At 69.8% G+C, this 24,207-nt stretch carries 17 protein-coding genes; 11 read left to right on the forward strand and 6 right to left on the reverse strand.

Annotation, left to right across the window (positions count from 1 at the left end):
- Positions 1 to 13: 13 nt before the first annotated feature.
- Positions 14 to 1,195, forward strand: coding sequence for a helix-turn-helix transcriptional regulator (locus tag QE452_RS12890; protein ID WP_309657486.1), 1,182 nt, complete (start codon positions 14 to 16; stop codon positions 1,193 to 1,195).
- A gap of 16 nt (positions 1,196 to 1,211) precedes the next feature.
- Here QE452_RS12890 and QE452_RS12895 read toward each other — a convergent pair whose 3' ends face one another.
- Entirely contained in the window at positions 1,212 to 1,637 is a 426-nt protein-coding gene (locus tag QE452_RS12895) for a flagellar basal body protein (protein ID WP_309657485.1), read from the reverse strand.
- Between the two features lie 3 nt (positions 1,638 to 1,640).
- Positions 1,641 to 4,493: a hypothetical protein gene (locus tag QE452_RS12900; protein WP_309657484.1), complete on the reverse strand. Its 2,853-nt coding sequence runs from the start codon at positions 4,491 to 4,493 to the stop codon at positions 1,641 to 1,643.
- Positions 4,494 to 4,593: 100 nt separating this feature from the next.
- Here QE452_RS12900 and QE452_RS12905 point away from each other — a divergent pair, with 100 nt between their 5' ends.
- From QE452_RS12905 to QE452_RS12950, 10 genes are all read left to right on the forward strand, one after another.
- Positions 4,594 to 5,619 carry a flagellar motor switch protein FliG gene (locus tag QE452_RS12905; RefSeq protein ID WP_309657483.1) on the forward strand — a complete coding sequence of 342 codons (1,026 nt, stop codon included), beginning with the start codon at positions 4,594 to 4,596 and terminating at the stop codon, positions 5,617 to 5,619.
- Positions 5,620 to 5,623: 4 nt separating this feature from the next.
- The gene (locus tag QE452_RS12910; RefSeq protein ID WP_309657482.1) at positions 5,624 to 6,307 is read left to right on the forward strand and encodes a FliH/SctL family protein; all 684 of its coding nucleotides are present in this window, start codon (positions 5,624 to 5,626) and stop codon (positions 6,305 to 6,307) included.
- A gap of 198 nt (positions 6,308 to 6,505) precedes the next feature.
- A complete protein-coding gene (gene fliF / locus QE452_RS12915; RefSeq protein WP_309657481.1) occupies positions 6,506 to 8,062 on the forward strand; it encodes a flagellar basal-body MS-ring/collar protein FliF in 1,557 nt (518 codons plus the stop codon).
- 11 nt (positions 8,063 to 8,073) lie between these two features.
- Positions 8,074 to 8,430: a flagellar motor switch protein FliN gene (fliN, locus tag QE452_RS12920; RefSeq protein ID WP_206433075.1), complete on the forward strand. Its 357-nt coding sequence runs from the start codon at positions 8,074 to 8,076 to the stop codon at positions 8,428 to 8,430.
- Positions 8,431 to 8,438: 8 nt separating this feature from the next.
- The gene (locus QE452_RS12925) at positions 8,439 to 9,728 is read left to right on the forward strand and encodes a sigma 54-interacting transcriptional regulator (RefSeq protein ID WP_309657480.1); all 1,290 of its coding nucleotides are present in this window, start codon (positions 8,439 to 8,441) and stop codon (positions 9,726 to 9,728) included.
- Between the two features lie 14 nt (positions 9,729 to 9,742).
- Positions 9,743 to 11,821, forward strand: a complete 2,079-nt coding sequence (gene flhA / locus QE452_RS12930) for a flagellar biosynthesis protein FlhA (RefSeq protein WP_309657479.1) — start codon at positions 9,743 to 9,745, stop codon at positions 11,819 to 11,821.
- A gap of 55 nt (positions 11,822 to 11,876) precedes the next feature.
- Positions 11,877 to 13,706: a flagellar hook-length control protein FliK gene (locus tag QE452_RS12935; RefSeq protein ID WP_309657478.1), complete on the forward strand. Its 1,830-nt coding sequence runs from the start codon at positions 11,877 to 11,879 to the stop codon at positions 13,704 to 13,706.
- A gap of 12 nt (positions 13,707 to 13,718) precedes the next feature.
- A complete protein-coding gene (locus tag QE452_RS12940; RefSeq protein WP_309657477.1) occupies positions 13,719 to 14,396 on the forward strand; it encodes a flagellar hook capping FlgD N-terminal domain-containing protein in 678 nt (225 codons plus the stop codon).
- Between the two features lie 109 nt (positions 14,397 to 14,505).
- Positions 14,506 to 16,899 (forward strand): hypothetical protein, encoded by a 2,394-nt coding sequence (locus QE452_RS12945; protein WP_309657476.1) that lies wholly within the window; start codon positions 14,506 to 14,508, stop codon positions 16,897 to 16,899.
- 86 nt (positions 16,900 to 16,985) lie between these two features.
- A complete protein-coding gene (locus QE452_RS12950) occupies positions 16,986 to 19,115 on the forward strand; it encodes a TonB-dependent receptor (protein ID WP_309657475.1) in 2,130 nt (709 codons plus the stop codon).
- Here QE452_RS12950 and QE452_RS12955 read toward each other — a convergent pair.
- The 4 genes from QE452_RS12955 to cobT all read right to left on the reverse strand — a co-directional run bounded on the left by QE452_RS12955 (position 19,099) and on the right by cobT (position 24,201).
- Entirely contained in the window at positions 19,099 to 20,364 is a 1,266-nt protein-coding gene (locus tag QE452_RS12955) for an adenosylmethionine--8-amino-7-oxononanoate transaminase (RefSeq protein ID WP_309657474.1), read from the reverse strand. The genes QE452_RS12950 and QE452_RS12955 overlap by 17 nt on opposite strands.
- Positions 20,361 to 20,984 carry a dethiobiotin synthase gene (gene bioD / locus QE452_RS12960; protein ID WP_309657473.1) on the reverse strand — a complete coding sequence of 208 codons (624 nt, stop codon included), beginning with the start codon at positions 20,982 to 20,984 and terminating at the stop codon, positions 20,361 to 20,363. The genes QE452_RS12955 and bioD overlap by 4 nt, the downstream gene beginning before the upstream one ends.
- Positions 20,981 to 22,123, reverse strand: a complete 1,143-nt coding sequence (locus QE452_RS12965; RefSeq protein ID WP_309657472.1) for an 8-amino-7-oxononanoate synthase — start codon at positions 22,121 to 22,123, stop codon at positions 20,981 to 20,983. Before QE452_RS12965 ends, bioD begins: the two co-directional genes overlap by 4 nt.
- 254 nt (positions 22,124 to 22,377) lie before the next feature.
- Positions 22,378 to 24,201, reverse strand: a complete 1,824-nt coding sequence (cobT, locus tag QE452_RS12970) for a cobaltochelatase subunit CobT (protein ID WP_309657471.1) — start codon at positions 24,199 to 24,201, stop codon at positions 22,378 to 22,380.
- Positions 24,202 to 24,207 lie beyond the last annotated feature (6 nt).

The raw sequence follows: 24,207 nt of genomic DNA on the forward strand, positions 1-24,207 counted from the left end.
TTGGGAAGTAGGAATGAATCCTGACCGCTCGGCCCTTGAGGTCGATGTACCGTTGCGTCGCCGTCGCACCCGTCGCGGCGACCCCATGGTCGCGGCCGGGCCGCCGGGCAGCATCCCCGTCGATCGCTTCCGCAACGTCGTCTTCCCCAATCGCATCCGCGAACGGCGGATGGAGCGGGGCCAGCTCAAGCTGCTGCCCTTCGCCGCGTCGCTGCGCGACATTCCCTATATCCGCCTGTCGAAGATCGAGCGGGGCGAGGTGTTCGCGCGGGCCGACGAGCTGGTGCGGATCGCCGCCGCGCTGGATGTCGCGCCGGTCGACCTGCTGCTCGACATGGACGCCGCCGATTTCGATATCGAACGCTGGTACGCGCCCTTCGCCGAAGGCGCCGCGAGCGACGACGAGGAGGAGGCGCGGATGGCGCTGCTTCTCGCCGCGGCGATGCGCCATCGCCGCGCCACCGACCCGCAATTGAGCGCCCCATTGCTCGATCGCGACTATGACATTCCGCCGGTGATCCTGTCGCGGATCGAGAATGCGCAGAAGGGACTGGATCGCTGGAATCGCCAGACGATCGACTCGCTGTGCCGCCTGTTCGACGTCGCCGATGATGCAGCCTTGCGGAAACAGCTCGTCGCCTGGCACGAACAGGGCGTGCTCGAACCCTATCTGGCGTCGATCAGCGGGCCGCAGCGCCGCCACGACCGCAGTCGCCAACGCATCGCCGCGCTGCGCCAGGACCTGGTGCGCCTGGCGGGTGGCGAGTCCGACGCCTTTCCGGTCGATGCCGCGCCCGGCCAGGTGTCGATGCCGATGCCGGTTTCGCCGATCCAGCGGATGGTGCCGCTGTTCGGCGCGCCGCTGGCCGACGGGCTGATCGCGATGACGCCGACGGGGATGCGGGTGGAATGCCCCGCCATCGCCGGTCCGCGCGCCTTCGGCCTGCGCGTCTGCCGGCCCACCCTGGGCGGCGGCCTGCCCGGCCAGTCGGTGGTGATCGTCGATCCCGACCGCTATCCGCAAGCCGGCGGCCTGGCCCTGATCGAGGTCGAGGGCGGTTTTCGCCTGGTGTCGGTCGCGCTCGACCGGCACGGCGCGATGAAGGGATACAGCGTCCTGCCCGAGACGGAGATCGCGCTCGACCCGCTGCCGCCCGGCCATGTCGCCGGCGTCGTGGCGGCGCTGTTCGTCTGACGGTGGCCGGCGGGGATCAGCCCCCGCCCTTGCCGATCGCGGTGCGCAGCAGGCCCTGCTGCTTGCGATAGAGGCTGGTCATCGCGGCGAAGTCGGACTGGATGCGGCCCATCTTGAGCAGCTGGTCCTCCAGCGTCACATTGTTGCCGTCGGGCTTGGTCTCGCTCACGTCATGATCGACGATCACCGCGCCGCTGCCGCGCAGCGGCCGCGCGCCCAGCGCGCTCATGCCGGCGGTCAGCGCGACCTGCGGCCGCGCGATCGTCGCCGGGCCTGAATGCACGTCGAGCAGCGCCGAGAAATCGGGCGCGACCACATCCTGCGCCTTGTAGCCGGGCGTCTCCGAATTGGCGATGTTCTGCGCGACCACCTTCTGCCGCTCGGCCAGATGCCGCATCTCCCGCGCGATGCCGGAGAGAATGGGGGGAATGCCGTCGGCCATGGGTCAGAATCCGAAAGAGGTGGAGGGTTTGGAAGCGGAACTCAGACGGGCGAGCGCCTCCCGATAGCTGGCGGTCTGCGCGTTGATCCGCGCGATCGCGGCGGCGTCGCTGCCACCCTTGTTCTTCTGAGGATCCGCCCGTGCCGCCTTGGCATCGTCCCAATAAAGCGAGCGATAGGCCGACTGGCTGTAGGAAACCGCCTGTTCCAAGCGGGCGAGCGCGGTCTTGGCGTCATCCTTGGTCGCGATGGTCAGGCTGTCACTCAGGTCGAGACCGAAGCTTCCGCCCGGCGTCACCAACGGCGCCCCCTTGGTCACGGTAGCGGGCGCGGTGATGCGACGCGCCTCCAGGCCCAATTTGACCAAGGCATCACGGCCGCTTGCCCCGGCGACCAGCTCGATCTCCTGTCCCGGCTTGGCGGCGATGTTCAGCGACCGTCCACCCTCGGCATAACTCATCGACACGGTGGCAAATTTGGTGCCGGTGGCCTTGCGGACCTTGTCGGTCAAGGTGGTCAGCGTTTCGCCTTCGGCGATCGTGATCACCTTCTCTCGGCCGCCATTCACCTTGATCTTGAAGCTGTCCCCCGGCCGGATATCGGTCTGCGCTTCCAGCTTGGTGGAATCCTCCGGCGTCAGCGTCCCGCGACGCAGGCCCAGCGCCGACAGGACGGTCGATCCGCCGATGGCTGCCGAGACAATCACCGGTTCATAGGTCCGGTTCTCACTGCCGAACTGCCTGGTGGCACCGATCGCACCGTCGCCGACGCCGACACGGGCGACAAAGGCATCCAGGGTGCCGGTCCGCGTTCCGACCAAATTGCCATCGGTCCGCCCGCCGACATAGAAGGCGCCGTTCATGAAACGGACGCTGTCGATCTGGTCGCTGCCGCTGGTGCCGATATAGCTGGTCGATGCGCCGGTCAGATCACTGGCCAGACGGGTCAGGAAGCCGTCCTGTCCGCCCCCTATCGCATTGACATTGCGACCAGCGACGGCCGTGCTCGTCGCGCCGGCGATGGCGATCGTACCATCGCTGGCCACCGCCAGCGCACGCGCGTCGACTGTTCCCAAGTCCAACTTGGCACGGTCCGTTCCAAGCGCCAGTGGATCGATCGTGCGCACGACCGCCCGCCCCGACTCGTTCGTCAGCGCGATCAGCGATCCATCGGTACCGAACGCCAGCGACCGCACCGCTTCGCTGCCCCCGGCATCGATCGTCCGTTGTCCACGTTGGACGCCGGTCGCCGACAGGCTGACCAGAAACCCGTCACCATTGCCGTCACTGCCGGTGCGGCGACCGCCGACCACGATCGAGCCGTCCGCCGCCACGGCCACGGCGGTCGCCACATCCGCGCCGGCGGACCGGATCACCGTCTCGAAGCTGTTGTCGCCCGCCGCGTCGAAGCGGGTCACCAGCATATCCCCATCGCTATTGACGGAATCGATACCGCCCGTCACCGTACCCGCAACGATGATCCCGCCATCGGGTGCCAGTGTGATCGCTGCGCCCTTCGCCGTGCCGGCCGTGCCCAATGTCCGCTGCCAGAGTATCTTGCCCTCGCTGCTCACCTTGGTCAGCGCCAGGTCATCCTTACCATCGCCGCGATTGGCACCCAGGTCGCCGGCCGTCGTGCCGACGATGTAGCTGTTGCCCTCGGCATCAGTGACCATCGCCTGTGTGGTCAGCGCGGCCATCACCGTCGGGTCCTTGGTTCCCGTTTTCGTCGTGCTGGATTCCTGACGGAATTGCTGCCGCTCGGTGGCGACACGGTCCGTCGCGGTCATCGTCGTTGTCAGGGTCCGGCGCGCCAAGTCACTATCCGCCCGATCGAATCGGGTCAGCGAGGTGGCGACCGCCGTCCTGGAAAGGTCAACCTTGGCCGGTGTGCCATCGCGGTTCGTGCTGCTGCTGATGTTCCGCTCCGTGAACCCCGCCGCCACCATCACCGCATCGTCACCGCCAATCTGATCGATCGCCACCGACTCCATGGCATCCTGCTGGATTTGCAAGGAATAGCGCCCGGCATCCTTTTCCGCCTGGGTCGCTTTCGGATTTGTTGAAGGCGTCGGGGTGTACAGGGTGGCGAAACGGGTGGCGTAGCGCGATACCTTCTCCCCCTTGCTATCAGTGACGGCCGTACCATCCGCATTCAACTTGGGTATGTCGGAAATCAGCTTGTTCACCGCCTTGGTCACGTCCGACAGGCTGGGCGGTTGCGGCAAGGTCGCCAGGTCCAGCGTCACCGTATCCTTCAGGTTGAACTGCTTCAGCGTGATCTTGAGCTTTTCATTGCCCACCAGGCCGGACAGCGGCGCGGTGGCGCTGTCGGCGACGAGTTCACCCTTGATCGAGGCCATGGATTGCGTCGACGACGTCTGGATACCGATGCTCTTCACCTGCCGCGCCGACCGGCCATAGGCCAGGTCGACTTTGTCCGAGGGGGCCTGCGCCAGATAGGCCTTCAAATCCGCCAAGCCCTTGGCGAACGCCTTTTGCAGCCCGGCACGCTCCGCCTCGGAGACGCCGGACTTGGACGCCGCCTCGGCCAGCATCCGCAACCGGTCGCTCGCCTTGTAGGCCGTGAATACCGTTTTCACATCATCCGGCATCTTGCCGATAAAAGCGGTGGGCTTGTCGACGAGCGACGACATCGACTTGATCTGCGACACCTGCGTGCTGATCGAAGCGGTCGATGGCTTCTCCTTCCACGGCGCCGTGATGACCGGCGTCGTGAACGCTGCCTTGGCCTTGCGTTGCGCCTTGGTCTCGATCTTGGGCGGCGTGAAGCTGTTGTAGAGGCTGACATTTCCGCTCAGCACGCTCAGCCCGATCAATGCGCCGTTATCTACCATGATTTCCGCCCGCCTTCGCCCGGTCCAATCGATCCCTCCTATAATAGGATGGTTCGCCCTTTCGAGATCGCGAACTGGTGCAATTTACGGGAAGGTAACCATGACGATGCTGACCGAACCGCCGGAGCTGAAACGCTATAGCGGCATCGAGCGCGCAGCGACATTGATGCTGGTTCTCGGCAAGGATCATGGCGCGCCGATCTGGGAGAATCTGTCGGTCGAGGAGATCAAGGAGCTGTCGGCGGCGATGGCCTCGCTCGGCCGCGTGCCCGCGTCGGTCGCGGAGCATCTGCTGGGCTCCTTCGCCAATGAAGTGTCGGGCATGAACTCCCTGCACGGCTCGTTCGAGACGACCGAGCGCCTGCTCGAAGGGCTGCTGCCCGGCGATAAGGTGCGCGAGATCATGGAGGATATTCGCGGCCCCGCCGGCCGGACGATGTGGGACAAGCTGTCCAACGTCAGCGAGACGGTGCTCGCCGGCTATCTGAAGAACGAGTATCCGCAGACCGTCGCGGTCATCCTGTCCAAGCTGAAGGCCGATCACGCCGCGCGCGTGCTGAGCAAGCTGCCGCGCGACAATGCGGTCGACGTGGTGCAGCGGATGCTGCGCATGGAGACGGTGCAGAAGGACGTGCTGCTCCAGGTCGAGCATACGCTGCGAAGCGAGTTCATGAACAACCTGTCCCGCGCCCAGCGCCGCGACCCGCACGAGGCGATGGCCGAAGTGTTCAACGCGATGGACCGCTCGACCGAGGAGGCGATGCTCAGCGCGCTCGACAATGCCTCGCCCGACAGCGCCGAGCGGATCCGCTCGCTGATGTTCACCTTCGAGGATCTGGGCAAGCTGATGCCGTCCGCGATCTCCGCGATCGTCCGCGTCGCCGACAAGCGGCAGATGGCGCTGGCGCTGAAGGGCGCGCCGACCGCGATCCGCGACCTGTTCATGGGCACGATGACCGAACGCTCGGCCAAGCTGATGCGCGAGGACATGGCCGGCATGGGCCCGGTGCGCGCGCGCGATTGCGAGGAAGCGCAGAACGCCCTGGTCCGCCTCGCCAAGCAGCTCGCCGATTCGGGCGAGATCATGCTGAACGATCCCAAGAACGACGATGCGATGATCGCCTGACGCCATGGACCATAGTTTCCACATCCGCCCCTTCGCCTTCGAACGCGTGTTCGAGGCGAGTCCCACGCCCGGCACCGGCAACGACAGCCTGTCGGCGGACGAACTCCGCCTGCGCGTCGCGGTGCTGGAGGCCGATCTGGTCGTCGCGCGTCAGGACCGCGAGTCGGCGCTGACCGATGCGCGCGGCGAGGCCTATGAGGCCGGTCGCGCCGCCGCCCGGCTGGAGCGCGAGGCCGCCCTGCTCGCCGCCGTCGATGCGCTGCACGCCACGGTCGAGGAGATCGAGGGCGAACTGACCGCCATCGCCGACCGCTGCACGCGCGAAGCGGCCGAGGTCGCCCATGCCGCCGCCGAGATGCTCGCCGCGCGCGCGCTCACCGAGACGCCCGGCGCGGCGATCGACGCCGCGATCGGCCGCGTGCTGCAACAGGTGCAGCGCGGGCAGGAGATCCAGGTCTCGGTCGCGCCGAGCCTGGTCGAGGAGATCGAGCGGCTGATCGCGGTACGCCAGGCCGGCGATCGCCGCCGGCTGGCGCTGACCGTGGTCGGCGACGCGACGCTGGCCGAGGGCGACGCGCATATCCACTGGGATCGCGGCGGCGTGGTGCTGGACGGCGCGGCGCGGGCCGAGGCCGTCCGCCAGGCGCTGGCCGGCCTGTTGTCGGGCCCGCCGCCGCAGGACGGCTGATCGCACCCCACCCCTCTTCCTTCCTTCGAGGCCCGCGGATCGTCGGCGATCCGCGGGCCTCGTCGCATCCGGCTACCCGGCAGCCCCTGCCCACCGGCCATCCCGTCACGGCAAGTTTTTCCGCCCGGCACAAACTGCCGACCCGCCGCCCGCCTATAATGAACCCAGCAATTGGCACCGGCTCGGACAGGACGGATCTTGGATCAAGTCAGAACATTTTGGACCCAGATCGGACGCCAGCGCCTCCTGATGATGGGAGGGGTCGCCGCAGCGATGCTTGCGGTGCTGGCCATGGTCGCACTGCGTGGCGGCGACGAGCGCATGGGATTCCTGTACACCGACCTGGACCCGTCATCGGCCCAGGGCATCGCGGAAAAGCTCAAAGGACAAAGCATCCCCTTCCAGCTGTCGGCCGACGGCACGTCGATCATGGCGCCGGAGAGTAAGCTCGCTGAGCTGCGCATGGCGATGGCCGGCGACAAGCTGGGCGGCAAGATCGGCTATGAGGTGCTGGACCAGGAGGAGCCGTTCGGCGTCTCCGCCAGCCGCGCCAAGCTGAACGAGACGCGGGCGATCGAGGGCGAGCTGTCGCGCTCGATCCAGACGCTCCAGGACGTCACCGCCGCGCGCGTCCATATCGTGATGCCCGAGCGGGCGATGTTCGCGACCAGCGCGACCAAGGCCACCGCCGCCGTCACCGTGAAGACGCGCGGCCGCCTGCCGGCCGAGGCGGTGCAGTCGATCCGCTATCTCGTCTCCTCCTCCGTCCCCGAACTCTCGCCCGAGGCGGTGTCGATCGTCGACCAGTCGGGCGCGCTGCTCGCCCGCGCCGGCGACGCCGCGACCGGCGGCGGCGGCACCGCCGACGAGCGCCAGGCGCAGGTCGAGGGCCGGATGCGCGACGAGATCGAGGCTTTGCTGTCGCCGATCGTCGGCCAGGGCAAGGTCCGCGCCGAGGTATCGGCCGAGATCGACCGCGACCAGACGCAGGAGGAATCCGAGGTCTATGATCCGGACAAACAGGTCGTGGCGCATGTCGTGACCGTGGCGGGCAAGGACCAGTCGAACGAGACCAACGCCGCCCCGCCGGTCGCCAGCGTCTCCACCCAGCTGCCCGACGCACAGGGGAAGACCGGCGACGGCAACGGCAAGACCGAGGCGCACGACCAGACGTCCGAGGACACCACCTATCTGAACAGCAAGACGCACAGCGTCGTCACCCGGGGGCCGGGCCGAATCAAGCGCCTGACCGTCGCGGTGATGGTCGATGGCGGCGCCAAGGGCCTGCCCGCGCCGCAGGTGCAGCGGCTGACGCGGCTGGTCGAGAATGCGGTCGGCGCGGATACGCAGCGCGGCGACAGCGTCGTCATCGAAAGCATGGCCTTCGCCGCCGACGATACGCTGAAGGACGATGGTCCGGGTCTGTTGTCGAAGCTGCCGATCGACATGCTCGCCGGGTTCGGCAAGCTGGTACTGATCGCCGCGGTCGGCCTGGTCGCGATGAAGATGATCCGCGCGCCCGGCGCCGACAAGGACGCCGCCGCCGCCGAGGCCGCCGCGCTCACCGGACCTGACGGCGAAGACGGCGCCCCGCTCCCGGCCGGTGCGGACGTTCCCCGCCTGCCCGGTGCGGATGTCAGCGTCGCCCATGTCGATGGCGATGTGAAGGTCGCCTCCCTCCAACGCGTCGGCGATGCCGTCGGCGCCTCTCCCCCCGAAGCCGCCGCGGTGATCCGCCAGTGGATGAACGCGTGATGGAGCCTGCAATGACCGATACGACCGACATGACCGACAACAACGCGATGGTCGCCGATCCGTCGGCGCAGGACTTTCTCGAAAATCTGGAGGATCTGGGTCAGGCCTCAGCCGAGAGCGACCTGGCCGACGGACTGGAGGCGGTGCACGACGTGCCCGTCCGGGTCCAGGCGGTGCTGGGCCGCTCGCGGATGCCGATCGGCGAGTTGCTGCGGCTCCAGACCGGCATGGTGATCGAGCTGGACCGCAAGGTCGGCGAGCCGGTCGACATCTTCGTCAACGATCGCCTGATCGCCCGCGGCGAAGTGGTGCTGATCGACGAATCCCTGGGCGTGACGCTCACCGAAATCGTGCAATCCGAAAAGTGAGCCACAGCATGGACCCGCATGAAATCCGCATCCTGCTGATCGGTCGCCCGGCGAGCGAGCTGGACCGCGCCGCCGCGCTGGCCGCCCAGGCGGGGGCCGTGGTGGTGGTCGCGCATGACGAGACCTCGGCGATGACGACGATGCGCCGGGCGCATGTCGCGCTGGTCATGATCGACGTCGCGCTGGATGTCGCCGGCTTCATCGCCGGGCTTCGCGCCGAGCGGTTCGCGGTGCCGGTGCTGGCCTGCGGCATCGATGCGCCCGCCGCGCTGGCGGTGGCGGCGATCCGCGCCGGGGCCGACGACTATGTCCCCTTGCCGCCGGAGCTGGCGATGATCGCCGCCGCGCTGGCCGCCGCCGCCGAGCGGCCGGGATCGACGATCATCGGGCAGGACGCGGCGCTGCGCCGCGCCGTCGACTTCGCCGCGTCGATCGCGGCGGCGCGGATGCCGGTGCTGCTGACCGGGCCGGTCGGCGCGGGCAAGGCGCTGCTCGCCCGCAGCATCCATGCGCAGTCCGGGCGGCAGGGCCCGATGCTGACGGTCGAATGCGCGGGCGTGCCGGCCGATGTGCTGGAATCCGACCTGTTCGGCCACCGGGCCGGCGCCTTTCCGGAAGCGGTCGCGGATCGCTGCGGCAAGCTGGACGAGGCGCGGGGCGGCACGCTGTTCCTGCGCGACATCGACTGGCTGCCCGCCGGCCTGCAGGCCCGGCTGGCCATGGCGCTGGCCGCCGCGCCGTCGACCCGGCTGGTCGCCTCCACCACCGCCGACCTGGCGTCCCGCGTCCGGGACGGCCGGTTCCGCGCCGATCTGGCCGCCCGCCTGGACGCGGCGCGCATCGCGCTGCCGCCGCTGGTCGAGCGCCTGCCCGACATCCCGCTCCTCGCCCATCATTTCGCCGCGCGTGTCGCCGCGACCGAAGGACTGCCGATGCGCCCCCTGACCGACGATGCGCTGTCGCTGCTGGCCGGCCATGGCTGGCCCGGCAATGTCGGCGAACTGGAGAATGTCGTCCGCCGCGCCGCCGTGCTGGCCCGCGACGAGCGGATCGGCGCGCAGGACCTGGTACTGTCCGACGGCAGCCGCCTGTCGCCCGCGACCGACGCCAATGACGGCATCGACCCGCTGGTCGGCCGCACCGTCGAGGAGGTGGAGCGCGCGCTGATCCTGAAGACGCTGGAGCGCTGCCGGGGCAACCGCACCTCCGCCTCCAACATCCTCGGCATCTCGGTGCGGACGATGCGCAACAAGCTGAAGATCTTCATCGAGGCGGGCATCTCCGTCCCCGCCGCCTGACCGGACGACAGGCGATGCCCGCACTCACCAACTTCCTCCAGCGGATCGGCGCCAATCGCGACATGGCGCTCGCGATCGGCGTGGTCGCGATCATCGGGATGCTCATCCTGCCGATGCCCGGCTGGATGCTCGACCTGGGCCTGGCCCTGTCGATCACCCTGTCGGTGATGATCCTGATGACCTCGCTGTTCATCGACAAGCCGCTCCAGCTGTCGGCCTTCCCGACCATCCTGCTGATCTCGACCATGTTGCGGCTGGGCCTCAACCTCGCCTCGACCCGGCTGATCCTGGGCCATGGCCATGAGGGCGCGCATGCGGCGGGCGGCGTGATCGCGGCGTTCGGCGAGTTCCTGATCGGCGGCGAGACCGTGATCGGGCTGACGATCTTCATGATCCTGATCGTCATCAACTTCGTCGTCATCACCAAGGGCGCGGGCCGCATCGCCGAGGTCGCGGCGCGGTTCAGCCTGGACGCGATGCCCGGCAAGCAGATGGCGATCGACGCCGACCTGAACGCCGGCACGATCGACGAGACGCAGGCGCGCGAGCGCCGCAGCGAGATCGAGCAGGAAAGCGGCTTCTACGGCGCGATGGACGGCGCCTCCAAGTTCGTGAAGGGCGACGCGGTCGCCGCCCTGCTCATCACCGCGATCAACGTGCTGGTCGGGTTGGTCATGGGCGTGCTGGTCCATGGCGTGCCGCTGGGTCAGGCGTTCCACACCTATACGCTGCTGACCGTCGGCGACGGGCTGGTCAGCCAGATTCCGGCGCTGATCGTCTCCACCGCCGCCGGCCTGCTGGTGACCAAGGGCGGCGCGGCCGGCAAGACCGGCGCGGCGCTGGGCGAGCAGCTCGGCCGCTATCCCAAGGCGTTCGGCATCGTCGCGGTGATGATGGGCGCGCTGGCGCTGATCCCCGGCCTGCCGTTCCTGCCCTTCGCGATGTTCGCCGGGCTGACCGGCTGGGCGGCGTGGAAGCTGGACAAGGACGCCAAGGCGAAGGTCGTGAGCGAGCGTCTGACCGCCGCCGCCGCCACGGACAATGCGGCACCGGCCGAGGAACCGATCAGCCGCACGCTGGCGATCGACGCGGTGCGGATCGAGATCGGCTATGCGCTGCTGCCGATGATCAACGACGAGCAGCGCGAACCGCGGCTCGACGACCAGGTGCGCGCGCTGCGCCGCCAGATGGCCGCCGATTACGGCTTCGTGCTGCCGGCGGTGCGGATCATCGACAATCTCGCGCTCAAGCCCAATGAATATGTCGTCCATATCAAGGAGACCGAGGCGGCGCGCGGCACGATCCGGCTCGACCGGCTGCTGGTCATCAACCCCGACGACCATGGTCCGACCCTGCCGGGCGAGCCGACGCGCGAGCCGGTGTTCGGCCTGCCCGCGCTCTGGATCGATCGCGGCCTGCGCGACGAGGCGGGGATGCGCGGCCTGACCGTCGTCGATTGCGGCACGATCATCACCACCCATCTGACCGAGCTGGTGAAGGAGAATATCGCCGACCTGCTCAGCTATACCGAGACGCAGAAGCTGCTGAACGAGGTCCACAAGGATTCCGAGAAGCTGGTCGCCGACATCGTGCCGAGCAAGATCAGCGTGTCGGGCGTGCAGCGCATCCTCCAGAACCTGCTGTCCGAGGGCGTGTCGATCCGCGACATCCCAACGATCATGGAGGGGATCGCGGAGGCCGCGCCCGTCACCACCAACCTGACCCAGATCACCGAGCATGTCCGCAGCCGTCTGGCCCGTCAGATTTCCGCGCAACAGGCACGGAACGGCGTGATCCCGGTGGTGACGCTGACCGGCGAGTGGGACGAGGCGTTCGCGGACAGCATCGTCGGGCATGGCGACGAGCGGCAGCTGGCGATGGCCCCGTCGCGCCTCCACGCCTTTCTGGCGGCGGTGCGCGACACGTTCGACCGGCTGGCGCAGGATGGCGAGATACCCTGCCTGCTGACCAACCCGTCGATCCGCCCCTTCGTCCGCTCGATCATCGAGCGCGCGCGGCCGGCGACCGTCGTGTTGTCGCAGACCGAGATCCATACGCGGGCGCGCATCCGCTCGCTGGGGACGGTCGGATGATCCTGCCCCGCTCCACCGAACATGAACCGGGCGCGTTTCGCCCCAGGAGGTCCGCATGAACGCGCTCAGCCCCTTTTCGTCGCTCATCGCCCCGCCCCCGGCAGGCCGAACCCTGGCAGGAGCCGGCCTGGTTGCACCGATCGCGACGGTGGAGGCTCCCGAGGGTTTCGCCGGCTGGCTGCCGGCGGCCGCGCCCTCGGTACAACCATCGACCTCGCCATCCGTGATGCTTGCGGGCACCGCCATCGGCAACGGACTGACCAACGCGATGCAGGCTGGCATCACGCTTCCGACGCCCCTGTCGCCGCCCCTGTCCCGCCCGGGGCAGGGTGTGATCGACAGTCCGCCAACCGCCGTGCCGGCCGCGATCGCCGCCGCCGCGCCGGCCTCGTCTGCCATGGCCTCGACCACCGCCGTCGCGCCGGCCCCGTCCGTCGTGACCCCGGCAGCACCACCGGCGCCGAAGCCGATCGGCAATGCCGACACGGCCGATCTGCGATTGCCGATGGTCTCGATCACGGTGTCGCCGACAAGCGAGGCGACGACGCGCAGCTTCGTTCCGAAGACGATGCCGATCTCCGGCGCGACACCGTCTCCGTCGCGGGGGGGCCCAGGACTGACCATTGTCGAGGGTCCGGCGGCATCCGACGCCCTGCCGTCGGGGGCGGCCCTTTCGCCTCCGACCGTTCCGGCTGCCGTCGATCCCGCAGCGATCATGGCGGACGCTTCAACTCGACCGGCAGACACGATCCCGGCGCAGCCCGTCCCGGTCGCCGCCGACGCCAAGCCTGTCACCGCCAAGGCACCGTCCAAGGTTCCGCTTACGAGCGCGGCGACCCTGCCGGAGCCAGTTCCGGCCGTGGCCGATCCGGCGGCGAACGTGGCGACGACCGATAGAGTGATGGATGCGGCACCCGCCGATCCATCGTCTCCGCCTGACGCGACCGCCAGTCGCAAGGCGCGGACGGCGAAGCCGGCGGAGGACCTGTGCGCCGCGCCTCTGTCGCCCGTTTCGGTCGAGGCCGTGCTGCCGCTGCCGCCCGCTCAACCCGTGGCCGCGCCGGCCCCGCAAGCCGGTGTCGCCGAGAGCGATGGCGACGGTCAGGAGCATAGCGGGCACGCCGTGGCGGGTCGTCCGGCCCCGGTTGCCCAGGCTGCCGCCGGCTCCGCGCCGGTCGCGGGTGCCGCCAGTCCGATGCCCGCCGCCGACGCCGCGACCGCGCAAGCCACCGCCGACCCGGCCGCGCCGACCGGCGAGGCGAAGCCCGCCGGCAAGGCGGTGGCGAGCGATCCGACGCCGCCCGAGCATGTCGCCGGCGAGGCCAGGCCCGGCGCACCGGTGTCCTCCTTCCGCACGCAGGTCGACGCGGTGCAGCAGGCGACGAAGCCCGCGCCCGCCCAGCCCGCCCAGCCGGTCGTGCCGGTCGTCCAGGCCAGCCATATCGGCCACGACACCGCCGTCGCCATCGCCCGCCATGTCGCGCAGGACGGCGGCGAGACGATGACCATCCGCATCGCGCCCGCCGGACTCGGCCGGATCGAGGTGCGGCTGGCGTTCGACGATGGCGGCACGCTGCGCGCGACGGTGGCGGCCGACCAGCCCGCCTCGCTCGACCTGCTCCGCCGCGACACCGATTCGCTGGTCCGTGCGCTCGGCGATGCCGGGGTGCACGCCGATTCAGACAGCCTGCGCTTCGACACGCGGGCGGACACCGGCGGCTCGACCGGCGGCTTCGCCTCGTCCGGTCAGCCCGGCAGTGGCGGTGGCCAGGGTCGCCGCACCCCCTTTTCCGCTGGCCCCTATGCCACGCTGACCGCCGGTGACGAGCCGGCCGCTGAAACCCGCACCGTGTCGCCGCGCGGTCGCGTCGACCTGATGGCCTGAGGAGCAATCGCCATGACCGTTACCAGCACCACCGCCGCCGCGCAGACCAGCGCCGCCACCACCTCCACCACGCTCGGCAAGCAGGCCTCGCCCGACTTCAACCTGTTCCTGAAGCTGCTGACCACCCAGGCGCAGAACCAGGACCCGCTGAACCCGACCGACGCGACCCAATATACCCAGCAGCTCGCCCAATTCTCGCAGGTCGAACAGTCGCTGCAACAGACCAACACGCTGAAGGACATCCTGTCGCGCTTCAGCACGCAGGACCTGTCCTCCGCCGCCAATCTGATCGGGCGCGAGGCGACGTTCGACAGCAACACGGTCGGCCTGACCAGCAAGAGCCCGGCCCGCTGGGCCTATAGCAACAGCGGCATGACCGGCCCGCTGACCGCGACGATCAAGGATGCCGGCGGCCGTACCGTCTTCACCCAGACGATCGACAATAATAGCGGCACGGGCGAGTTGACCTGGACCGGCACCAAGAGCGACGGCAGCCAGGCGGCGGACGGCGCCTATACGCTGACCGTCAAGGGCCAGGACAGCGGCGGCGTGAGCGTGTCCGCGACGATCAACGCGATCGGCACGGTCGGCGACGTGCAGTCGAAGAACAATGTCGTGACGGTCGGCATCAACGGCGCGCAGCTGCCGCTGTCGTCGCTGATCCGCCTCACCAGCACCAAGACGAGCTGATTCCGGTCTGCCTCGGCGCCGACGGTGCTCCTGCTTCCGCAGGAGCACCGTCTATCGCGGCGTGGGAAGCCGTTGAGCGATGGCGGGACACGCGCCTATAGCGTCGGCCATGTCCCCGCGTCCGGTCGCCGCCCGCCTGTCGTACACCGCGCTGCTGGCGCTGGTGTCCTCGCCCGTCCTGGCGGAAACCGCCCCCTTCGACCTGCAGGGCCCCGTCCTGAAGGTGACGGTGACACGGGACGGCGTGACGTTGCCCATCGCGCAGGTGCCCGATCTGGCGGCGGGCGACACGCTCCACATCGCCGCCGCACTGCCCGGTGACCAGTCCACCCATTATCTGCTGGTCGGCGGCTTCCTGCGCGGCGCGACCAACCCGCCGCCCAAGAGCTGGTTCACCGGCGCGGAAACCTGGAAGAGCAAGCGCGACACGCTGACGCTGACCGTGCCCAAGGGTGCGCGCCAGGCCCTGGTGTTCCTGGCCCCGCAGACCGGTGGCGACTTCGCGACGCTGACCGGCGCGGTGCGGGGGCGGCCGGGGGCGTTCGTCCGCGCGGTGCAGGATCTGAACCAGGCGGCGCTCGACCGGTCGCGGCTCGACGCATTCCTCGCCGGCATCCGGCGCGGCGACGCCGCCGGGCCCGATCGCCTCAGCACCGTGTCGCCGCTGCTCGCGCGTAGCCTGGCGATCAAGTTCGACAGCGGCTGCCTGCTCAAGCAGCCCGACCTCCAGGCCGCCTGCCTGACCCAGGGCCGCGACTCGCTGGTGCTGGCGGACGGGCACAGCGCCTCGCTGGCGGAAACGCTGAGCGGCACGCCGACCGATCTGGCCTTGCAGGTCGCCGCGACGCCGCAGGGCGGATATGGCTATTACAGCCCCTATATCGGCGTGGTCCGCGACGTGGCGCGCATCCTGGGCGCGTTCCAGACCGCGCAGTTCCAATATATCCCGGCGCTCGGCCTCTATCAGGACGATCGGATCGCGTTGCTGCTCAACGCCGTGCCCTCCTTCGCCAAGCCGCAATCGGTGATGGTCGCCGCCCTGCCGCCGATCGAGACGCCGCTGCCGCCGCCGCTCCGCCTCGCCGATCCGGGCGCGACGCTGTGCGCCAGCCGCCCCGACCTGCTGCTGCCGGTGGAGGGCGCGCCGCTGATCTATTCGACCGGCTATGCGCGCAACATGGCGCTGCGGCTGAAGGATCGCGGCGGTCGCGACCTGGAGATCCCGGTCGCGGCCGATCCCGAAAAGGGCGGCTATGTCGTCGCCGGCAACGGTCTCGCCACCGCCGATCTGGCGGGCGCGACCGAAGGCGTGCTGCACGGCGTCTGGGGCTTCACCCCGTTCGACGGCCCGCGCGTGCGGCTGGTCCGGGCGGGCCCCGCCTGGTCGATCGCGCAGGACGGATCGGCGGTGGTCGGCCGCGACAATGTGGTCGAACTGATCGGCGGCGCAGGCCCTTGCGTCGCCAATGTCTCGGTCCGCCTGCCCTCGGGCGCGCCCCGGACGCTGGCCTGGGATGCCGCGGGGCCGGACCGGCTGGCGGTGAAGCTGCCGCTCAGCGGCGTCGATCCGGGCACGCTGACGCTGCTCGTCCGCCAGCATGGCCAGACCGAACCGCAACGGCTGACCGTGCAGGCGCTGGCCGAGGCCGGGCGGGTCGACGGCTTCACCCTCCATGCCGGCGACCGGACCGGGGTGCTGACCGGCACGCGGCTGGATTCGGTGGCGACGCTCGACCTCGGCGGCACGATCTTCCGCCCGGCGGGATTGCGCCGCGTCGGCGACGCGGACCAGCTGAGCCTGACCACCGACACCGCGCCGACCCTGGCGGACGGCACGAGCAAAGCCGCGCGGGTCCGGCTGGTCGACGGCCGCACGCTGACGACGCGCGCGACGGTGACGGCGGCGCGGCCGGCCTATACGCTGATCGCGCGCAGTGCCGAACGGACCGGCCCGGCCGCGCCGATCCCGCTGCTGCTCGCCGGGGCCGATGCGGTGGCGCAGGATGCGCAGCTCACCGTGTCGCTGCGCGCGGAGGGAACGGCGCGCCTCGCGGGCACGGAGGTGATCGAACTCGCCACCGACCAGGATCGGCCGCCGGTCCGGCTCGATGCCGGCAACGGCGCGCTCAGTCTGCAATCCGACCGGGTGGCGATCGTGACGATGCGGCCGGGCGCGCTGCTCGGCCCCACCGCCTATGGCCCGTTGCGGGTGCGCGTGGTGAAGGACGGGGTGGCGAGCGACTGGGTGCCGGTCGGCACGCTGGTCCGCCTGCCGGTGCTGACGGGTTTCGCCTGCGCCGCCGACGGACCGTGCCGGCTGACCGGCCGCGACCTGTATCTGGCCGCCGCCATCCAGGCGGGCGGCGCGAGCGTACCGGTGCCCGATGGCTTTACCGGCAGCTCGGTCGAACTGCCCCGCCCCGCCGACGCCAGGCTGGTCGTGCAGCTTCGCGACGCGCCCGACCAGCGCGCCACCGCCACGCTGCCCAGCCCGAAAAGCTGATCTACATCACTTATTATTGCAATTGATTTTCAACATTAGTATCGCCGCCCGCAGCACCGGAATACGGCTGTTTAGGGGATATCGGGATGATGATCATGGGACTGGCGGCCTTGGCCGCCGGTGGGATCGTTGCGCCTGCGGCGGAGCCGGCACCGGCCGCCGCGACGGACACGCAACAGGGCGAAGTGACGCTCGACGAGGATGAATTACTGGTCATCGGCCGGCGCGCGCCGTCTTTTCGGGCCGATACGGTGCAGGTCGGCGCGTTCCGCAACCGGTCGCTGCTCGACACGCCTGCGACAGTCGCGGTGATGACGCGCAGCCTGCTCGACGCGCAAGGGTCGCAGGGGCTGGACGACGCCCTGCGCAACACCGCCGGCATCACCCAGCAATCGACCAGCCCGATCACCACCAACAGCTTCGTCTCGCGCGGCGTCTTCCTCAACCCGCGCACCAATTACCGGCTGAACGGCGGGTTGCAGGTCGTCAACATGGCCCCCATCCCGATCGAGGACAAGCAACGCGTCGAGATGCTGAAGGGCGTATCCGCGCTCTATTACGGCCTCGGCACGCCATCGGGGATCGTCAACGTCGTCACCAAGCGCGCCGGGCCACGTCCGGTCACGTCGCTCCAGATCACCGGCGATGCCGAGGGCGGGTTCGGCGGCGGCGTCGATATCGGCCGACGATTCGGCGGAACCCGGGCGTTCGGCGTGCGGGTGAACGGCTATCTCGGCCATCTGGAATTTCCGATTGATGGCGTCGACGGTCGGCGCGCGATGGCGGCAGGCGCGTTCGACTGGCAGGTGACCCCGCGTTTCGCGCTGAAACTGGACGTGGAATATTATCGGCGCCACACCGACGAACAGGGCGGGATCTCCCTGCCGGCGGCGGTGGGCGCGATGCGGGGGATCGGCGGCACGATCACGCTGCCGGCGGTGCCCGATCCGCGCCGGCGCCTTGCGCCCCGTGATGCACCCTATATCACCTGGGGCAAGAACCTACTGGCGCGCGCCGATTACGATCTGGGCGGCGGCTGGTCGCTGCGCGCGGAGGGCGGCACCGCCCAGGCGCGGCGGCAGCGCGCGCAATCCAATCTGGGTCGGATCAATCTGGCGACGGGCGCGGGCGTATTGGTCAGCGTCTATACACCCGACCAGGATTACCGGAACGGCTATGTCCGCGCCGAACTGGCCGGCACGGTCGACACCGCCGGCATCCGCCACGACCTGCTGTTCGGCTATACCCGCAACCGCCAGTTCCAATCCGACCAGCACCGGCAGAGCTTCCGCAACGTCCCGCAAAACCTCTACGATCCGCGCACCATCGACTTCACCGCGCTCGTCCCCTCGACGATGCGGGTCGGCCGCGGCGGCATCAATATAGACACCGGCCTCTATGTCATGGACATCGCGCATCTGGGCGAGCGATGGCTGGCGATCGGCGGCCTGCGCCATGTCGACTACGCCACGCGCGCCGCACGGAAGGATTTCACCATCCGCACCTGGACTCCGACCGCCGGGCTGGTCTTCCGCCCTGGCGCCCGGTCCAGCCTCTACGGCACCTATATCGAGGGGCTGGAGAGCGCCGGCACCGCGCCCGACGGCACCGCTAATGCCGGCGACATCCTCGCCCCCGTGGTCAGCCGGCAATATGAACTGGGCGGCCGGCTGGAGATCGCCGGCGCGATCGCCTCGCTCGCCGGCTTCGTCATCGATCGCGGGCTGGACTATACCGACCTCTACAACGTGCAGGTGGTCGATGGTCGCGCGCTGCATCGGGGCGTGGAGGCGTCGCTCCAGGGCCGGCTGGGCCATGGTCTGTCGGTGATGCTGTCGGGCCAGTATTTGGACGCGGTGCAGCGCCGCACCGGCGTCGCCGCGCAGAACGGCCGGCAGGTGGAAAATACGCCGCGCTGGGCCGGCTCCGCCTTTGTCGAATACCGGCCGGCGGCCCTGCACGGCATCGGCGTCAATGCCGGGGCCTATCATACCGGCCGTCGCTGGTCGGACCCGCAAAACCGCGCGCTGCTGCCCGCCTATACGACCTACAGCATCGGCGCGAGCTATCACTGGCGGCTGGCGGACGGGCCGGGCATGACGGCGCGGATCAACGCCGACAATCTGACCGATGCCCGCTATTGGGCGACGGGCGGCACCACCCTCTATGCCGGCCTTGGCCGGACGGTGCGCGCCTCGCTCACGCTCGATTATTAAGCAGCGCGGCGGGGGCGTCGGCGATGGCGTCGTACACCGCGTCCAGGTCCGCATCGTCGATGCAATAGGGCGGCATGACATAGACGGTGTTGCCCAATGGCCGGACCAGCAGATCCCGCGCCCGGAAATACCCGAGCAGGCGCGGCCCCAGGGTGGAGAGATAGCCGGGCGGCCCCTCCACCTCGATCGCCGCGATCGTGCCGAGCGCCCGCGCGCCCGCAAAGCCCGGCAGCGACGCCAGCCGCGCCAGCCGCTCCGCCTGGCGGCGCGACAGGTCGGCGATCCGCTCGCGCACCGGCTCGTCGCGCCAGATTGCCAGATTGGCGGCGGCGGCGGCGCAGGCGATCGGGTTGGCGGTATAGCTGGACGAATGGAAGAACATCCGCGCCCGGTCCTCGCCATAATGCGCCTGGAAGATCGGCTCGGTCGCCATCGTCACCGCCAGCGGCACCGCGCCGCCGGTCAGCCCCTTGGACAGGCAGAGGATGTCGGGCACCACCTCCGCCTGTTCGCAGGCCAGCAGCGTGCCGGTGCGGCCCCAGCCGGTCATCACCTCGTCGGCGATGAACAGCACGCCGGCGCGGGCGCAGATCGACCGCATCTGGCGCAAAACCTGCGGCGGATAGAAGAGCATCCCGCCCGCGCCCAGCACCAGCGGCTCGACGATGAACGCCGCCACGTCGCCCGCCGCGCAGGCCCGTTCCAGCGCATCGAGCGTCGCCTGTTCGCTTCCCTCGGCGGGATAGGGAATGGTGCCGACATCGAACAGCAGCGGCGCATAGGCGCGGTTGAACACGCCGCGCGCGCCGACCGACATCGCGCCGATCGTGTCGCCATGATAGCTATGCTCCAGCACCAGGATGCGATGGCGCGGCTCGCCCCGGTTGAGCCAGTAACCCAGCGCCATCTTCAACGCGACCTCGACGCTGGTCGAACCGGAATCGGAGAAGAAGACGCGGGTCAGCGCGGGCGGCAGGAGCGCCAGCAGGCCGCGCGCCACCGTCTCGGCCGGCGCATGCGTCCAGCCGGCGAAGATGATCTGGTCCAGCCGTTCCGCCTGTTCGCGGATCGCCGCGACGATGCGTGGATGGCTGTGGCCGTGCGTCGTCACCCACCAGGAGGAGATGGCGTCGACCACCCGCCGCCCGTCCGCCGTGTGCAGCGCCGCGCCCTCGGCCCGGACCACCTGCGGGATCGGCTCGCCCAGGCCATGCTGGGTGAAGGGATGCCAGACGGGCGAGCCGCTCACCGGAAATCCTCCAGCCGGAAATTCGCGGCGAAGGCGGTGGCAAGCGTCTCCGGCGTCAGCGGATCGAGGTGCGGCAATCGGCCCAGCCGTCGCACCCCGGCGATCGCGGCGATCGTCGCCTCGCTGTCCTCGACCGCCTCGCCGCTGAACGCGACCCCCAGGATCGGCACGCCGCGCGTCCGCAGCGCCTCGATCGACAACAGGCTGTGGTTGATCGTGCCGAGCGCGGTGCGCGCGACCAGCACCACCGGCGCCTGCCAGCGCGCGAACAGGTCCGCATAGAGCAAGGTGCGCGTCACCGGCACCAGCACGCCGCCCGCGCCCTCCACCACCAGCGGCCCGTCGACCGCCGGCGGGATCAGGCGGGCGGGATCGATCGTCACGCCGTCGATCTCCGCCGCGCGGTGCGGCGAGCAGGGCGTGTGGAGGCGATAGGCCTCCGCCAGGCAATGGTCGCGCGACACGCCCAGCCGGGTGACGCCGTCCGCGTCGCCGCCCTCATCCAGCCCGGCCTGCACCGGTTTCCAGTAGCGCGCGCCCAGCGCCCGGGTCAGCGCGGCGGCGAAGACGGTCTTGCCGATATCGGTATCGGTGCCGGTGACGACGATCGTGCGGTTCATGCCCGCGCCTCCTTCAGGACATCGGCCAGCGCCCGCACATCGTCCGCCTCGACGTTCAGCGTCAGCGAGAGGCGCAGCCGTGCGGTGCCGGCCGGCACGGTCGGTGGACGGATTCCACGAACGTCGAAGCCGGCCGCCTGCACGGCGGCGGCGAGCCGCATCGTCGCCGCATCCTCGCCGACGATCAGCGGCAGGATCTGCGACCCGCTGGCGGTGACGCCATGAGGCGCGAGCGCGATCTCGGCCCCGGCGATCAGCGCGGCGAGGCGGTCGCGCCGCTCCGGCTCGTCGGCGACGATGCGCAACGCCTCGCGCACCGCCCGCGCCATCAGCGGCGAGGGCGCGGTGGAGAAGATGAAGCCGCGCCCGCGATTGACCAGACACTCGCGCACCACCGCCGGCCCGCAGACCAGCGCGCCCTCGCAGCCCAGCGCCTTGCCGCAGGTGTGCAGCGTGACGACGTTCGGCCGTCCCTCCAGCCCGGCGGACAGGCCGCGCCCGCCCGCGCCCCAGATACCGGTGGCATGGGCTTCGTCGACCAACAGCATCGCGTCGTGGCGATCGGCGACGGCGGCGAGATCGGCGAGCGGGGCACGGTCGCCCTCCATGCTGTAGAGACTCTCCACCGCGATCCAGGCGGTGCCGGTACCGCCCGCGCGCCGCCAGTCGCGGATCGCCTCGTCAAAGCCCTGCGCATCATTATGTGCCGCCGCGACCCGATCGGCGCGGCCGAGGCGCATCCCGTCATGCGCGCTGGCATGGACCAGCGCGTCATGCACCACCAGGTCGCCGCGCTGCGGCAATGTCGCGAGCAGGGCGGCATTGGCCGCGAAGCCGGTCGAGAAATAAAGCGCGGCCTCCGCCCCAAAGAACGCCGCCGCCTCCGCCTCCAACGCCTCATGCTCGGGATGATTGCCGCGCAGCAGGCGCGATCCGCCCGATCCCACCGGCACGCCTTCGCCCAGCGCCGTCGCCACGGCGTGGCGCAGGCGGGGGGAGTCGGCCAGCCCCAGATAGTCGTTGGACGCGAAATCCACGCCGGTGCGCGGCGCCAGCCGACGCAACCGCGCCCGCTCGGCGAGGCTCGCAAGGTCGGCCCGCTGCGCGGCGAGCGGGTTGGACAAAAGCTCGATCGTCATGCCGCGCGCCATAGGCGCAAATGGCGATGGAGGGGAAATGCCGGGGTGCGGTTCATGCGGAAATGTGGAGAGAATGCCGATGGGTTTGGACGTGAGATTTCAGGGGAATTTCCCTGTCATCCCGGCGAAGGCCGGAATCCAGTTCGAGGACGTTGCCGCGCTATCTCCATCGTTCCGTTACTGGACCCCGGCCTCCGCCGGGGTGGAGACGAGGAAGGAAGATCGACCCGTCCACCTCCTCCCCGCGAACCCGGTCACTTCGCGTCGAACAGCGCCGCCAATTGCTCCATGATGGTGCCGCCCAGTTGCTCGGCATCCATGATCGTCACCGCGCGCTCGTAATAGCGGGTCACGTCATGGCCGATGCCGATCGCGATCAGCTCGACCGGGCTTTTCGACTCGATCCAGCCGATCACCTGGCGCAGATGCCGTTCCAGATAGCTGCCCGAATTGACCGAGAGCGTCGAATCATCGACCGGCGCGCCGTCGGAGATCACCATCAGGATGCGCCGCTCCTCGGGCCGCGCGATCAGCCGGCCATGCGCCCAGAGCAGCGCCTCGCCGTCGATATTCTCCTTGAGCAGCCCCTCGCGCATCATCAGCCCGAGATTCTGTCGCGCGCGCCGCCACGGCTCGTCCGCCTTCTTGTAGATGATGTGGCGCAGGTCGTTGAGCCGCCCCGGCTGCGGCGGCCGCCCCGCCGCCAGCCAGGTCTCGCGCGCCTGCCCGCCCTTCCACGCACGCGTGGTGAAGCCCAGAATCTCGGTCTTCACCCCGCACCGCTCCAGCGTACGGGCCAAAATGTCGGCCGAGATCGCCGCGATCGAGATCGGCCGGCCACGCATCGAGCCGCTATTGTCGATCAGCAGCGTCACCACCGTGTCGCGGAACTCGGTGTCGCGCTCGACCTTGTAGGACAGGGACTGGCCCGGGCTGACGACGACGCGCGCCAGCCGGGCGGCGTCCAGCATCCCCTCTTCCTGGTCGAAGTCCCAGCTGCGGTTCTGCTGCGCCATCAGCCGGCGCTGCAACCGGTTGGCGAGCTTCGACACCGCCGATTGCAGATGCGCCAGCTGCTGGTCCAGATAGCCGCGCAGCCGCTCCAGCTCGTCCGCGTCGCACAGGTCGGTCGCGGTCACGACCTCGTCATACTCGGTCGTCCAGGGCTTATAGTCGAATTGCGGGCTGAAATCACTGAACGGCCGATTGGGGCGGACGGGCTGCATCCCCTCCTCGCCTTCGTCGCCCGGATCGCCGTCGAGATCGTCGGGCGAATCCTCGCCCATCTCCTGGCCCTCGCCCTCGTCGCTGTCCGACTCGCGCTGTTCGCCGCGCGCCTCGACCTCGCCCTGGCCCTCGCCACCCTGTTCCTCGCCCTCGTCGCCATTCTCGTCCGGCGATTCGTCGCTGCCCTCGTCGTCGGACTCGCCCTCGTCCGCCTCGTCGGGCTGCTGCTCGCCCTCGACCAGTTCCAGGTCAGCGAGCATCCGCGACGCCAGTTGCTGGAAGGCGCGCTGGTCGTCGAGCGCCAGCGCCAGCGCCGACAGGTCGGACTTGGCCGTCACCCAGTCGCGGATCAGCGCCAGGCCCGGCTGCGCGATCGCCGGCGACTCGCGTCCGGTCATCGCCTCGCGCGCCAGGAGGCCGAGCGCGGTCGACAGCGGCACCTCGGCGCGCGACCGGGCGCGGGTCAACGGGTCGGAACGCATCCGCATGTCGAGCGCGGTGTCGAGATTGGCGGCGATGCCGGCATAGCCCCGGCTGCCCAGCGCCTCGACCCGCGCCGTCTCCACCGCGTCGAACACCGCGCGCGCGACCGGATCGACCGGCGCACCGCGCGCATGCAACCCGGCATCGTGATGCCGCAGCTTCAGCGCGAAGCCATCGGCGAAGCCCCGCGCCTCCGCCACCTGTTCGGGCGGCAGGGCGCGGCCGGGCATCGGCACCTTCAGATGCTTGCCCGACTGGCTCGGCGCGTCGGCGGTATAGGCCAGCTCGACGTCCGGCACCTCGGCCAGCGCGCGCGCCGTGCCGCCCAGTACCGCCTTGAACCGGTCGAGAGGGGTTTCGTTCGCCACCTTAAG

It is taken from the genome of Sphingomonas sp. SORGH_AS_0438 (genome assembly GCF_031453475.1).
Lineage (GTDB): Bacteria > Pseudomonadota > Alphaproteobacteria > Sphingomonadales > Sphingomonadaceae > Sphingomonas.

What these genes read in the sequence shown, in the direction of transcription:
- QE452_RS12965 (WP_309657472.1), bottom strand. Translation starts at nt 22,123, where the DNA reads ATGACGATCGAGCTTTTGTCCAACCCGCTCGCCGCGCAGCGGGCCGAC.
- QE452_RS12905 (WP_309657483.1), top strand. Translation starts at nt 4,594, where the DNA reads ATGACGATGCTGACCGAACCGCCGGAGCTGAAACGCTATAGCGGCATC.
- QE452_RS12935 (WP_309657478.1), top strand. Translation starts at nt 11,877, where the DNA reads ATGAACGCGCTCAGCCCCTTTTCGTCGCTCATCGCCCCGCCCCCGGCA.
- fliN (WP_206433075.1), top strand. Translation starts at nt 8,074, where the DNA reads ATGACCGATACGACCGACATGACCGACAACAACGCGATGGTCGCCGAT.
- QE452_RS12895 (WP_309657485.1), bottom strand. Translation starts at nt 1,637, where the DNA reads ATGGCCGACGGCATTCCCCCCATTCTCTCCGGCATCGCGCGGGAGATG.
- QE452_RS12925 (WP_309657480.1), top strand. Translation starts at nt 8,439, where the DNA reads ATGGACCCGCATGAAATCCGCATCCTGCTGATCGGTCGCCCGGCGAGC.
- QE452_RS12940 (WP_309657477.1), top strand. Translation starts at nt 13,719, where the DNA reads ATGACCGTTACCAGCACCACCGCCGCCGCGCAGACCAGCGCCGCCACC.
- bioD (WP_309657473.1), bottom strand. Translation starts at nt 20,984, where the DNA reads ATGAACCGCACGATCGTCGTCACCGGCACCGATACCGATATCGGCAAG.
- QE452_RS12890 (WP_309657486.1), top strand. Translation starts at nt 14, where the DNA reads ATGAATCCTGACCGCTCGGCCCTTGAGGTCGATGTACCGTTGCGTCGC.
- QE452_RS12950 (WP_309657475.1), top strand. Translation starts at nt 16,986, where the DNA reads ATGATGATCATGGGACTGGCGGCCTTGGCCGCCGGTGGGATCGTTGCG.
- flhA (WP_309657479.1), top strand. Translation starts at nt 9,743, where the DNA reads ATGCCCGCACTCACCAACTTCCTCCAGCGGATCGGCGCCAATCGCGAC.
- QE452_RS12945 (WP_309657476.1), top strand. Translation starts at nt 14,506, where the DNA reads ATGTCCCCGCGTCCGGTCGCCGCCCGCCTGTCGTACACCGCGCTGCTG.
- QE452_RS12910 (WP_309657482.1), top strand. Translation starts at nt 5,624, where the DNA reads ATGGACCATAGTTTCCACATCCGCCCCTTCGCCTTCGAACGCGTGTTC.
- QE452_RS12900 (WP_309657484.1), bottom strand. Translation starts at nt 4,493, where the DNA reads ATGGTAGATAACGGCGCATTGATCGGGCTGAGCGTGCTGAGCGGAAAT.